Genomic DNA, 13604 nt, shown 5'->3' on the forward strand with positions numbered 1-13604 from the left:
ACAACCCACCCGCATGTCAGCGGTGGATTCCCCACGTTACTTATAGGCGACCATTTCGTGAACTGAGCGGCCCATGTGATGTTTTGCCGGAAGTCGCTGGCATATTCGAGGAATCATGTCGACTCTGCATTCCGTGCGCGGCCGTGCCGCCGCCCTCGCCGCGCTGATCACCGTGACGGCCGTGTGCGCCGGTGACGCCGTCGCCCGCAGCTTCCCCTTCGGGGAGAAAACCCGCAGCGTGAACGACCTCGGCAATCAATTTGTGCCGTTTCATGCGCATCTATGGGATCTGCTGCACGGGCGGGCCGACGGCGGACTGCTGCTGAACTGGCAGTCCGGATACGGCACCAGCTTTCTGCCGGACCTCGGGACCTATCTGACCAGTCCCTACTCGGTGCTGGTCGGCGTGTTCCCGAGAGACCGGATCGATCTCGCGGTCTATGTGGTCACACTGCTGAAGATGGCCACGGCGGCCGCGGCCATGGCCTGGCTGCTGCTGGCCCTGCGCAAGGACAGCGGCGGCCGCTGGTGGATGGCCGGGGTGCTCGGTGCCTCGTACGCGTTGTGCGGCTGGTCCGTCGTCGAGGCCTCGTACAACCCGATGTGGATGGACGGCCTGGTCGCCTTCCCGGTGCTGTGCCTGGTCGGCGAGTGGGCACGGACGGCTCGGCGGCCGGTGCTCGGGCCGCTGCTGGTGGCCGTGGCGTGGATCGCCAACTTCTACACCGCGTACATGGCGACCATCGGCGCCGCGCTGGTGCTGGTGATGCGGCTGCTGCTGGAGGAGCCGAACGCACGGATGCGGATACGGGCACTGCTGCGGGCCACCCGGACCGTGCTGCTGGGCATCGCGCTGGCCGGGCCCGTGCTGATCCCGGTCTTTCTCGGCTCCAAGCACGCCTATCCGGGCTGGACGAAGGAGTTCGCGCCGGCCGGCTGGGCCGATGTGTTCGCGCGCACCCTGCCCGCGACGTACAGCTTTTTCACTCCGGCGATGTTCATCGGCGGCGGCGCGCTGCTGCTGGCCGCCGCGCTCGCCTTCAACGGCGCGGTGCCGCGGCGCGAGCGCATCGTGTGGACTTCACTCGCGGTGGCGACCCTGCTGTCGCTCCAGTTCGGGCCGACCCATCTGGTGTGGCATGTCTTCGCCACTCCGAACGGCAGCCCCTACCGGCAGACCTTCGCCTTCGCCGGAATTCTGGTGATCGCCGCCTGGACCGGAGTCTCGTACGAGTGGCCGGGGCGGCGCGCCCTGCTCGGCGGCGGGGCCGTGGTGGCTCTGATCGCGCTCGGGGCGTCCGGCAGCGACCTGGTCACCGGCTGGACGTTCCCGCTGTTCGCGGCCGGGCTCGCGGCGGTGGCCGGCGGTCTGGTGCTGGCGCGGCGCGGACGGTTCGCCGTGCTCGCCGCGGTGCTGCTGGCCGGTGCGCTGGTCGGGCAGGCCGCGGCCACCACCGCGTACGCCGACCGGCAGAAGCTCGGCAGGCTGGACGACTACCCGGCCTGGGGCGCGGCGCACGACGAGCGGGCGGCGGCCGTGGCGAAGGCGGACGGCTGGCCGGAGTACCGCACCGATGTGGGCCGCGACCAGATCACCGGCAACGACCCGATCCTGCTCGGCGGCCAGGGCGGCGGCTACTACAGCAGCCACACTCCGGACGTCTTCACCCGCACGATGGCCGCGCTCGGTGCCGGCTGGACGTCCAACGGACGCAGCATCCAGTCGCTGGACAATCCGGTCACCGACGCGATCTTCTCGGTCGGCGCACGCGGGCGCACCGCGCCCGGCAAGGACCCTCAGGTGACGCGGGCGGCGGAAGTGCCACCGCTGGTGACCGTGCGGCCCGCGGGCCCGGAGGCTCCGTACGACTGGAACCCGTTCCGCAACCAGGAGTTGCTGCTCGGCTCGGACGTCTACGGCGATCCGGTGGACGGCTCCTGCCCGGTCGGCACCGAGGTCTTCCTCTGGGCGCCGAACTTCACCGGCAAGGCCAGGCTCGGCGACTCCGGCTGGGTCACCCTGCGCGGCGGTCAGCCCAAGCGGCGGGCCGCGCTCACCTCGCTCGGCACGGTCGACTCGCCGGGCGAGAAGGTCGGTTACAGCAAGGACCCGAACCGCACGACCCTCGGCTGCCTGGACCACAACAGGCTCACCGCCGCCGTGGACGGGCTGAAGAAGACCGGCGCGGTGTCGGTCGACGTCGGAGACAGCGGTGTACGGGCGGAGCTGCCGCCGGGATCCACCGGCCGCGCGGTCCTCGCCGCGCCCCGGATCGCGGGCTGGAGCTGCAACGGCAAGCCGGCCGACTCCTACCAGGGGCTTGTCTCCGTGCCGCTGGACGGGAAGACGACCACGGTCGACTGCTCCTTCCGCCCGCCGGGCCTGAAGGCGGGCGCGGCGATGGGCGGGGCCGGACTGGCGGTGCTCGCGCTGATCGCGCTGCTGCCGAGGTTCCGTCAGCGGACGCGGCCGCGGAGCGCGGACGGCACCGGGACCGCGACCGGGACCGGGACCGGAGACGAGACCGGCACCGGTAAAGGTGGCAATGCCACACAGATCGCCGGGAAGTCCAACGAACCGGCAGGTCAAGCTCACTGACTGTTCATCAACAAGTGACCTTGCGATGGATCTTGTTCATGTGAAGGCCACCGCACCGTTCACCGTACGACGCCTAACGTCCAGTCCATGACGAGGACTTCACCGCGTGCCCACATAAGACGCACGTCTCTCACCGCTGCTCTTGCCGTCGCCCTTCCGCTGCTTGTCGCGCTGCCCGCGGGCCCTGCGCACGCGGCCGCGGCCCCGGTCACCTGCAACGGCATCGGCCCGACCTACATGCTCGACACGGCCGGCAAGCTGATCCGGTCGGACATGCCCGACCCGCTGAACGGCTCGGCCCTGCCGGCCGGTGGCGTCATCGACACCACCTGGACCGGCTACGGGCACATGCTCGCCGGTCCCGGCGCGTCCTTCTACGGGATCAAGTCGGACGGCCTCTACTACTCCCACCGCATCACCGCCACCACCACGTGGGACGTGCACCACCGCAAGATCAGCACCGGCTTCGCGGAGTTCGACAACGCGGGCCGCACGGACGACATCACCATCGACCGCGGCGGCTACATCTGGACCCTGGCCGGCGACACCCTGCGCTGGAACAAGTACGACGCCGCCACCCAGACCTTTGTGACCGGCAGCGGAAAGATCGTCGCCCAGGGCTGGGACCGCTACAACGCGATCTACGCCACCGACAAGGGTGTGATCTACGGCCGTTCGGCGACCGACGGCAAGCTCTACCGCTCCCGCTACGACGTGACCAGCCAGCGCTGGATCGAGCAGCACGTCCTGGAGTCCGCCGCCGACTGGTCCGACACCAAGTGGCTGACCTCCTACGGCGGCGACACGCTCTTCCGCGTCAAGGGCGGCGGCGCGGTCACGTACTACCGCTTCGACGAGGGCATCCGGGACTTCCCGGTCTACAACAAGCAGGTCGAGGCCAGCGGCTGGGCCGCCTACAAGGCCGTCTCCGGTGCGCCCGACGGCTGCCGGATCGATGTCAACCACACCCCGGCCTCGCCGTCCGTGCCGCTGGAGAACTACAGCCGCACCGCCGTCATGCAGGCGGCCGACGGAAAGCTGGAGCTGGCGTACACCGACAACATCGGCCGCCTCGTGCACGGCCGGATGGACCCGGCGGACCTCAACAGCGCGCAGTGGACGGCGATTTCCGGCAACGAGGCCTTCACCGGCCCGCCGTCGCTGTCCGAGCACACCGACGGCCGTGTCGTCGTCACCGGCCATCTCACCTCCGGCGCCGTCTTCCAGCGCAACCAGACCGCCAAGGGCTCGGCCGACTGGGGCGGCTGGATCAACCTCGCGGGCGCGATGGCGCAGCACGCCGTCACCGCCAAGACGCCGACCGGGCTGATGACCCAGTTCGCCGTCGACGCCAACGGCAAGCCCTGGTACCGCATCCAGCAGCGCGCCAATGTCGACTTCATGGGCTGGATGCCGCTGTCCGGCTCGGGCCTCAGCGGTCCGCTCACCGCCGTCACCGTGCGGGACGGGATCCAGCTGTTCGGCACGAACGCCGACGGCACGCTGTCCACCGCCCTGTTCAAGGAGGCCGGCACCCTCTCGGCGTGGGCCTCGCTCGGCACGCAGGCCGTCACCGGCACGCTCTCGCCCGTGGTCTACCCGGGCTACCGCATCCGCGTCTTCGCGACCGACGCCAACGGCAAGGTCGTCACGGCCGTCCAGGCCGCCGAGGGTGGCGCGTACGGCGAGTGGAGCGTCCTGCCGGACGTGGCCAAGGAGCCCGGCGCGCCGGATCCGCTGCCGGATCCGCTGGTCGCCAACGGCTCCCCGAGCACGGTGATTTCGCCGCTCACCGGCAACACGGAGCTCGTCGTCCGCGGCAGCGACGGCTACATCTACAACACGGGTGAGACGACCCAGGGCAGCGGCGAATGGCGCACCTGGCAGCGGCTCACCTTCGACACCTCGGCCACGGATCCGGTCGCCTTCACCTACTCCGTCGGCGGCGGCCTGACGTGGGCGTACGCCTACCGCACCGCCGACAACCAGGTCAACATCGCCAAGGTCGGCTGACCCGCGTCCCGCCCCGCCGCCGCCCGGTCCCGTCTGGACCGGGCGGCGTTCGGCGTACTGCCCAAGAGAGAAAGGCATCCAGCCCTGTGGCTCCCACCCCTGAGGCACTCGTACGCACGCGTATACGCACCCGGCTCAGACCTGCCGTCGCCGGTCTGAGCCTTCTGCTGGCGGCCACCGCCGCCCCGGTCGTCACCGCACCGCCCGCCGCCGCGAGCGGCACCCAGAAGTCGGCGGACGCCCTGACCGGCGACGAGCAGATCCTCTTCCGGTCCGGCACCGCCGGCTACGGCTGCTTCCGCATCCCCTCCCTCGTCCGCACCAAGGCGGGCACCCTGCTGGCCTTCGCCGAGGGCCGCAAGTCGCCGACCTGCGCGGACCGTGGCTCGATCGACGTCGTGGTACGCCGTTCCACCAACGACGGCCGCACCTGGGGCCCGGTGCGCGTCGCGCTCGCCGGCAGCCCGGCCGATCCGCACGCCCCCTACACCCGCGGCAACGCCACGCCCGTCGCCGACGAGACGACCGGCGAGGTGTTCCTGCTCTCCACGTCCGAGCCTTCGACCGGCGAGCCCGGCGGCAAGCGGCTGCCCTGGCTGCAGCGGAGCAAGGACGACGGACTCAGCTTCTCCGCGCCGACTGCGCTGCCCCGGTTCAGCGGCGCCGACAAGGGCTGGTACGGCACCGGGCCCGCGCACGGCGTCCAGCTCAGGAACGGCAGCGCCAAGGGCCGCCTGGTGGTCGGCGCGTACGAGAGCCCCACCCCCACCACGCAGTACGTCGGCGTGCTCTACAGCGACGACCACGGCGACACCTGGAAGACTTCCGCCACCGAGAACACCTACGAGAAGGACGTGCTGCTGCCCGGCGAGCCCGCGGTGGCCGAACTCGACGACGGCGGCCTCTACATCGCCGCCCGCAACAACACGGCCGCCGGTCACCGCACCCACGCGGTGAGCACCGACGGCGGCACGACCGTGCCCAAGCAGCGGATCGTCCCCGGCCTCGTCTCGCCGCAGGTGCAGGGCTCGGTGCTGGCGCTGCGCCAGACCTATCGCGCGACACCGGGCGACACGCTCGTCTTCGCCGCACCGTCGCATCCCACCAACCGGCAGTCCATGCGCATCCGTTACTCCATGGACCGCGGCACGACCTGGCGCGTCGCGTCGGCCGGACTGATCAACGACAAGCGCGCGGGCTACTCGGACATGGCCGAGCTCGGCGACGGACAGATCGGCCTGATCTACGAGGGCGGTGCGGACTTCTCCGCCGCGAGCCTCTACTTCAACCGGTTCACTCCCGGCTCGGTCGGCGTGCCCGGCACATTCACCGGAGCCGTCCGTCCCCAGCCGTCACCGGCTGCCGGACCGACCACGCCCGACTCCGACCCGGAGGCCAACGACGCCTACCTGGCGGGCAGTTCGTCCCTCGGGCCGGGCCGCTTCGGCCAGGGTCTGGTGCTGGACAAGGCGGGCGACCACGCGAGCCTTCCGTACACGCCGTCGCTCGACCCGGGCGCCGGTGATGTCACGTACTCCTTCTTCTTCCGCTACTCGGCGACCACGAGCAGCCCGCAGCAGGCGCTGATGTGGGCCTACGGCTTCGGCTCGGGCAAGCCGCAACTGTGGGTGCGGGCGCAGCCCGCGCAGGATCGGCTCCTCGCATGGGCGGAGACCGACACGGGCGCGGTCGGCATTCCGCTGACCGACCCGGGCGCTTCGACGGCGTACGGAGACGGCGCGTGGCACCAGTTGTCGCTCGTGCGCTCCGCCGGGCAGCTCACGCTGTCGGTGGACGGCGGTGTCCCCGCACTCGCCACCGGCGTGACCGGCTCGCTGACCGACTCGCGCGCCAAAGGTGTGGAAGGCATCCGCATCGGCGCGAAGCCGGACTCCTCGGCGGGCGATCCCTTCACCGGCTCCATCGACGAATTCCGGGTCCACCGCACAGCACTGACGGATGCTCAGCTCTCCGCGCTGCGCACGGCGAACAGCGCGCCGGACGCCGAGGCCACCCAGTCCGTGCGGCTGCCGTTCCAGGTGGTCGACACGGCCGAGGTGCCCGCGCTCACCCAGGTCGGCGTCGAGGACGACGTGTCGGGCCACTGCGCCGACGGCACCCTGCTCGGCGGGCTGCCGCCGGAGACCGCGGGCCGGATCGGCAGGGGCGCGATCACGGTCGGAGCGACCAGGCCCGGCGTCGAGGTCCCGTACGTCCCGACGCTCGACGTCGGAGACGACGACTTCACGTACACGCTCTGGTTCTCGCACTCGGCGACCGCGGCCACCGCGCAGTCGGCGCTGATGTGGGCGTACGGCTCCGCCTCCGGGCAACCGTCGCTGTGGGTGCGGGCGCAGCCGGCGCAGGACCGGCTGTACGCCTTCGCCGAGACCGCGTCGGGCCCGGTGCAGATCGCGCTGCCGGACACCGGGACGTCGGTCGCTTACGGCGACGGCGCGTGGCATCTGCTGGCCGTCAGCCGCAGCGGCAACACACTGCGGGTGAGCGTGGACGGGGCACCCGCGGCCGAGGCCACCGGGCTGACCGGCTCGCTGACCACGGCGGCGAACCCGGAAGGCGTCCGTATCGGCTCCAAGCCCGGCAGCCTCGACATCCTCACCGGCCGGCTCGACGACTTCCGGCTGCACCGCCGGGCGCTCACGGACGCCGAACTGCTCAAGGTCGCGCAGTCCGCGGCCGGTTCGACCGGCGGCTATCCGGCCGACCCGGCCGTGCTGTGGTGGTCCATGGAGGGCGGTCACACCGAGGTCCACCCGGTCGCGCGGCCCGCCGCCGGGCCCGCGACCCCGGACTCGTCCGCGCACTGCAACCACGCCTTCGTACGCGGCGGGACCCAGCCCTCGCACTGGCAGGGCGGCGGCCGGTTCGGCTCGGGCCTGCCGTTCGACGGCACGGACGACGGCGTGGAGCTGCCGTACGGCGCGGAGGAGGCGCTGGGCGGCGGTGACTTCACCGTCGCGACCTGGCTGAAGTACACCGCGAGCCCGACCACGGGCAGCCAGGTGATTCTGTGGGCGTACGGAATGGGCGCCGCGGAGCGGCAGGTGTGGCTGCGGGCCCAGCCCGGGCAGGACCGGCTCGCCGCGCTGGTGCAGACGGACACCGCCACGACCATGCTGTACGCCGCCGACGGCGGTGTGTCCGCCGGCTTCGGCGACGGGGCCTGGCACCACGTGGTGCTGAAGCGGTCCGGGGGCGTGCTGTCGCTGTCGGTGGACGGGCAGAGCCTGGACGACGCACCGGTCCCGGCCGGATCGGTGACGTACGGCGACAGCTTCGCGGTGTCCGGCATCCGGCTGGGGACGCGGCCGGACGGCCTGGAGCACTTCAAGGGCTCGATGGACGAGTTCCGGCTGGTGCGGCGGGCGCTGAGCGAGGCGGAGCTGACCTCGCTGCGGTCCTCGAACGCGGACACCGGGACGGCGACGACGGTCCGGCTGCCGTTCGAGACGGTGACGACAGGGGCCTACGCCCGGATGTAGTGCCTGTCGCAGACGCCGGACGGGTTTTTCCCCGTCCGGCGTCTGCACCGCGTCCACTGCGCATTCGCCCCGGTAGCAGGCGTTCCGCCGTGACAACTTCACAGCTCCGCCCCCGCCGGGTCATCAGGACTTCATCTACGAACCATCCGGCCTTGGCCCGCCGCGCGGCCTCCCGGGCGTAGCGTCCCCGCATGTCCCCTCTCCTTCGGAACCGTGTGGCGAAGCGGGTCCTGAGCCCGGCACTCGCCTTGATCGAACGGCGCATCGAGCAGCAGGTGAAGCGCTCCACCCAGAGCTTGCAGAGCGATCTCGACGCTCTGAAGCAACAAGTGGCCACTCTCAAGAGCCCGCAGTACGGACTCAGCCTGCTCGTCGACTCGACGGGCCGAAGCGGCCACCGCATGCCCACCGCCGCCCAGATCGACACCCTCGCGCGGCAGATACAGGGTGTGGCGGACGGCAGCGACCACGCCCTGCGCAATGTCACCGTCGCCTACCGCACGGTGATCGCCCTGGAGTCGCTCGGCGTGGGCAGGCTGGCCGGGTCCACCTCCAACGTGTGCGGAAAACTCGCCACGGTGCCGCTCCTCGCCCCGCCGAACGGCAATGTCCTCGAAATCGGCACGCTGTACGGCATGTTCGCCGCCGGGCTGATGCGGATGCTGCACCGCTCCGGGGTCGAGCCGAACCTGACCATCGTGGATCCGCTCGCGGGCTCCCAGCTGCAGCCCGGCACCGTGTCGGAGTACAAGGACCCCACCGGCACGCCGGTCCGCGAGGACGTCGTACGCGCCAACCTGGCGCTCGGCGGCGTCGGCACCGTGATCGACGCCCGGATCCAGCAGGGCTTCTCGGGCGACGACGAGGTGCGTGACGCCGTCTCGGACCGCGAGTACGGCGTGATCATCGTGGACGGCGACCACTCCATGGACGGCGTGAAGGCCGACCTCGAGTGGGTCGAGAAGATCGTCGCCCCGGGCGGGATCGTGGTGCTCGACGACTACGGCGACAAGGCCTGGCCCGGAGTGCAGGACGCGCTGGACAAGCATCTGGCGGCCGGCACGTCGCGGCTGACCATGCTGGGGCGGGTGTCGACCTCGGCGTATCTGCGGGCCGGCTGACCGCCCGCGCTTTCACCCGTTGTGGAACTGCCGCTGCCGGTCGAGCGCACGACGCAGCTCGACCGGCAGCTGGTGGTACGGCCCGTACACGCGCTCCGTGTCGTAGAGCAGGGCCTGCAACTGATGCCGCGCGCCCGTGTGGTCGCCGACCGCGAGCAGCAGATTGCCGATGCGGTGGCGCACGTCGAAGGCGCGGGCCGGGTCCGCGCCGCCGGACTGGTGGTTCTCGAAGTGCGGCAGGACGGCCCGGTACTCCGCGAGCGCCGCGGCGGCCTCGCCGAGCTGCTCCAGGCACAGCGCGGTGTCGTAGCGGAACTGGAGCGTCTGCGGATCGGCGGGGCCCGCCTCCGCGGTCCGGTCCTCGGCGAGCCGGCGCAGCTCGGGCAGCGCGCGGCGGTACTGGCCGTCGTCCATCAGCGTCGTCGCGTACTGCTTGCGCAGGATCCGGACGACCGGGGAGTGCTCGCCGTGCTCGGCGGCGGCCGCCGGAAGGATGCCGCCCAGGATGTCCACGGCCTGCGTGATGCTGCCTTCGCCGAGCAGCCGCTTGACCTCGTCGACGGCGGCCGCGACATCGGGCCGCGGCGCGGAGGGCGGCTGCGGCGGCACGACGGGCGGCGGGGCCGCGACGCGGTCCGGCCAGGGAGCGTGCGGGCGCAGGAACGGGCGGGTCGGATCCAGCGGACCGCCGCCGACCGCACCGCGCACCGGCAGCAGCGGCACGAGCGCCTCGTACACCTCCTGCGCGTCGGACGGCCGGTGCTGCGGGTCCTTGGCGAGCAGCCGCAGGACGAGCGCTTCGAGCGGCTCGGGTATCTCCGGCCGCAGCCGGCGGACCGGGAGCGGCGGCTCGTACAGATGGCGGTGGAGCACGCCGAGCGCGGTGGAGCCGACGAACGGCACGTTCCCGCTGAGCAGTTCGTGCAGCAGCACGCCGAGCGCGTACAGATCGGTGTACGGGCCGACCGCGCCGCCCATCGCCTGCTCGGGAGCCATGTAGGCCGGGCTGCCGATCGGCGATCCGGTGTGGGTGAGGCGGGTCGTGTCGGTGTCGATGACGGAGGCGACGCCCAGGTCGAGGACGGTGACCGTGCCGTCGGGCTTCACCATCACATTCCGCGGCTTGAGGTCGCGGTGCACGATCGGCACGGCATGCACGGCCGCGAGCACCGCGCACAGCTGGGCGGCCACGGCGACGGCCCAGGGCCACGGATAGGGCTCGTGCTCGGCGAGATGGTCGGCGAGGTCCGCGCCCTCGACGTACTGCATCACCAGATAGAGGTCGTCGTCGTCGTTGCCCGCGTCGTGGACGGTGACCAGGCCCGGATGCGAGACCTGCGCGGTCACCCGGCACTCGCGGACGAAGCGGCGGCGCATCTCGGCGGCGGCGGTGGCGGCGGCCATGTGGTCCGGGCGGAGCAGTTTGACGGCGACCCGACGGTCGAGCCGGTTGTCGTACGCCGTCCAGACCTGGCCCATGCCGCCCTGGCCGATGACAGCCGAGAGCTCGTAACGGCCCGCGATGACGCGTCCGTTCACCGGTCCTGCTCCCCGCGGTCTCTGCGGAGGTAGTCGCTGAGCTCGTCGAGCTCGGCGCGGACCTGGTCGATCCGGGGCTGCGGCGGGTGGGCCGTGGGCTGCGGCTGCGGTGGTACGGGCGGGTAGCCGTAACCAGGAGGTGTCTGCGGGGCTTGCGGCGGCATGCCGTACGGCACGGTCGGCGCCGTGTACGGCGAGGGCGCGGGGCTCCAGGCGGCCGGGCGCGGCTTCTGGTAGTGGCGTATGTCCGCCACCAGATAGTGGATGGGAACGCCGATCGCCAGCCCGAGCAGCAGCGGCAGGAACACAAAGTCGACGGCCGTCGTCTCGTCCTCCGCGAACTCGCCGATGATCACGAACGCGGCGATCGCCAGCGCAAGGCTGATCCAGAACAGCACCCAGTCGAGACGGCGTCGGCGCATGATCGCGATCCGCAGCATCGTGCCCCAGGCGAGCAGGCCGAAGGTCAGCAGCGCGAGACCCACGCAGAGCACGCGGACCGTGACGAGTACGGCGGTCGACGGTCGCGTGGGCTGCGGCGGGCCATAGCCGTGGCCGTGCATTGCTGCTCCTGGGGGCCTGGGGACGAGGCAGATCAGGGCATGAGCGTATACACCGTCACCCGGGGCGTCACTCGGGTCGGACGGTTCCGTCCGTCAGCCCGTCGTACAGGCCCTGCACCAACTGCTCGCCGAGCCGTCCGGCCAGCCGCAGCGCGTCCTCGAACGCGGCGAGCGCACGGAAGCGTTCGCCGTACCGCCGCTGGTCGGCGAGCGGCAGCCGCGGCAGCTGGAGCCTGCGTACGTCGAGCCGAGTCGCGGTGGACGCATAGCTGCTGGCCTGCCGGTTGTTGGCGGTGCCGCGCAGAAAGCCGGCGAGGAACCAGGAGTCGAGCGCGGCCGGGTCGGGATGCAGCAGCTGGAGATTGCGGCCGAGCGCCGCGCCCGCGGTCGCCTCCTCCACGACACGTACGGCCAGGCCGCCGCCGAGCACGGGCACGACGACATCGCCCACCTCGACGCGTACGGGTTCCTCGTCCGGGCCTTCCGGCAGCGTGCCCGAAGGAGCCGTGCCGGCGAGGACGTCCTGTTCGGTGAGTACGGGCACGGGTGCGCCGGATGTCGCGCCCGAGCCGCCCGCGCGGAGCACCAGCGCGCCCGCGCGGGCGAGTTCGCCGACGGTGGTGGCGGGCCAGGGCGCGGGCGGGGCATGTCCGGCGGCCGCCGGAGTGAGTTCGCCGGCCAGCCGGAGCGTGTCGGTGAGCCGCTCCCGTACCCGCTCCAGCTCGTCGGCGTCGCCGCCCGCGGCGGGCGGCCGCACATGCCGGGCCGGGGCCAGGTCCACCTCGTCGTCGAGGAGTTCGATGACCGGCACGGACCGGCTGACGCCCGGGCGTTCGTCGACCGTGCCGCGCTGGTCGAAGGGCCGCCAGGCGTCGAGCACGGCGGCCTGCACGGCCTGCCAGTCGAGCCTGTCGCGGCCACCGCCCTGGGCGCCCGCCCCGGCAGGCTCGGCGGTGTCCACGAGCAGCAGTTCGGGCACGGCCGGCTGGCTCGCGTCGGGCCTGCGCAGCACCCAGAGGTGCAGCGGGATGCCGTACGGCGGTGCGGCGCCGGCGGGCAGCGCGACGACGGCCCGCAGCGCTCCACGGCGCAGCAGCCCGGCGCGGATACGGCGGCCGGAGCGGCGCGACGCGGCGGCCGGCGGCATCAGCACGACGGCGGTGCCGCCGGGCCGCAGACGGGCCAAGGCGTGCTGGACCCAGGCCAGTTCGGACTCGGTGCGTGCCGGGAAGCCGTACTCCCAGCGCGGGTCGTAGGCGAGTTCGTCGTGGCCCCAGTTGCGCTCGTTGAACGGCGGGTGGCAGAGCACGGCGTCGACGGCTGCCCCCTGGAAGGCGTCGGCGCGCAGGGTGTCGCCGGAGCGGGAGCGCACAGCGGCGTCGGAGTGCAGGGCCAGACGCAGTGCTGTGAGAGCGGCCAGGTCGGGGTCGGAGTCCTGTGCGTACAGCGTGGCCGGGCGCTCGGCGGCACGCAGCAGCGCGCCGGTGCCGGCGGCCGGGTCGAGCACGGTCTGCGCAGGTCCGGCGAGCGCGGCCATCAGCTGGGCGGGCGCGGGCGGGGTCAGCGTGTACTGGCGCGGGTTGGCGTCGAAGAACCGGCCGAGCAGGAACTCGAAGGCCTGGGAGGCGCCGACGAGTTCCTTGGACAGCTCGCCGACGGCACGCAGGAGCGGCACGACGGCGGTCCTTGCCGGGGCTCCGCCCCGCAGGCCGCTCCTCAGGCTGCGCAGCGGCTCGCTCTCCCGGCTCTCCGGACCGTCCCGGCCTTCGTGGCTCTCCCGCCGTACGCGTTCGTCGCCGAAGCGTGCTGTCAGGACCTGCTCCAGCGCCGTCGGCAGCAACTCGGCCATCCGCTCGTCCGGCTGTGCCGTCAGCTCCCGCCAGAGGCTCGGCCGCTCCTGTACTAGCAGCAGCGCGCACCCGGCCTGGATCAACGCGGTGGCCGCGCCCGCCGGATGGTCGGCGATCTGCTGCCAGACCCGTTCACGCAGCGGGACTACGGCGAGCTTGCCCTGGTCGCGGAGCCACTGCTCGACCTCGGAGAGCGCGAACGAGGGGCTGGCCTCGGTGCCGCCGACGGGCCGGGGGAAGTCGGGGTGCCGACGCCGCCAGTTACTGACCGCGGCCCGTCCGACGCCTGCCAGCCGGGCGATTCCGGCGGCCGTCACCTCGCTTGCGTTCTCCGGCACCTGGCTGACTCCTTCATCCGCCTGCTGTGGCCCTGAGCATACCGGCGCGAGCAAGAGCGCCCTCTTCACAGTGTGAGT

7 protein-coding genes are annotated in these 13604 nt (G+C 72.2%); 4 read left to right on the forward strand and 3 right to left on the reverse strand.

Translation table 11 applies throughout. From position 1 onward, the window contains the following. Positions 1-115 precede the first annotated feature (115 nt). The 4 genes from ACH4YL_RS20785 to ACH4YL_RS20800 all read left to right on the forward strand — a co-directional run bounded on the left by ACH4YL_RS20785 (position 116) and on the right by ACH4YL_RS20800 (position 9236). Entirely contained in the window at positions 116-2599 is a 2484-nt protein-coding gene (locus ACH4YL_RS20785; RefSeq protein WP_398508856.1) for a YfhO family protein, read from the forward strand. Positions 2600-2686: 87 nt separating this feature from the next. Further along, entirely contained in the window at positions 2687-4612 is a 1926-nt protein-coding gene (locus ACH4YL_RS20790) for a tachylectin-related carbohydrate-binding protein (protein WP_398508857.1), read from the forward strand. Between the two features lie 86 nt (positions 4613-4698). Beyond that, positions 4699-8115: a LamG-like jellyroll fold domain-containing protein gene (locus tag ACH4YL_RS20795; protein ID WP_398508858.1), complete on the forward strand. Its 3417-nt coding sequence runs from the start codon at positions 4699-4701 to the stop codon at positions 8113-8115. 191 nt (positions 8116-8306) lie between these two features. Continuing rightward, the gene (locus ACH4YL_RS20800) at positions 8307-9236 is read left to right on the forward strand and encodes a class I SAM-dependent methyltransferase (RefSeq protein WP_398508859.1); all 930 of its coding nucleotides are present in this window, start codon (positions 8307-8309) and stop codon (positions 9234-9236) included. 12 nt (positions 9237-9248) lie between these two features. On the opposite strand, the gene ACH4YL_RS20805 is transcribed toward ACH4YL_RS20800, so the two are convergent. The 3 genes from ACH4YL_RS20805 to ACH4YL_RS20815 form a co-directional block, all read right to left on the reverse strand. After that, positions 9249-10775 (reverse strand): serine/threonine-protein kinase, encoded by a 1527-nt coding sequence (locus ACH4YL_RS20805; protein ID WP_398508860.1) that lies wholly within the window; start codon positions 10773-10775, stop codon positions 9249-9251. After that, complete coding sequence (locus ACH4YL_RS20810; protein WP_398508861.1) at positions 10772-11338, reverse strand: hypothetical protein; 567 nt, start codon at positions 11336-11338, stop codon at positions 10772-10774. The genes ACH4YL_RS20805 and ACH4YL_RS20810 overlap by 4 nt, the downstream gene beginning before the upstream one ends. Before the next feature lie 67 nt (positions 11339-11405). Next, entirely contained in the window at positions 11406-13526 is a 2121-nt protein-coding gene (locus tag ACH4YL_RS20815; RefSeq protein WP_398508862.1) for an N-6 DNA methylase, read from the reverse strand. Between the last annotated feature and the right edge of the window lie 78 nt (positions 13527-13604).

Source organism: Streptomyces sp. NPDC020681 (assembly GCF_044334895.1).
GTDB lineage: Bacteria > Actinomycetota > Actinomycetes > Streptomycetales > Streptomycetaceae > Streptomyces.

Coding starts and splice junctions, on each gene's coding strand:
- ACH4YL_RS20810 (WP_398508861.1), bottom strand. CDS start 11,338: ATGCACGGCCACGGCTATGGCCCGCCGCAGCCCACGCGACCGTCGACC.
- ACH4YL_RS20785 (WP_398508856.1), top strand. CDS start 116: ATGTCGACTCTGCATTCCGTGCGCGGCCGTGCCGCCGCCCTCGCCGCG.
- ACH4YL_RS20800 (WP_398508859.1), top strand. CDS start 8,307: ATGTCCCCTCTCCTTCGGAACCGTGTGGCGAAGCGGGTCCTGAGCCCG.
- ACH4YL_RS20790 (WP_398508857.1), top strand. CDS start 2,687: ATGACGAGGACTTCACCGCGTGCCCACATAAGACGCACGTCTCTCACC.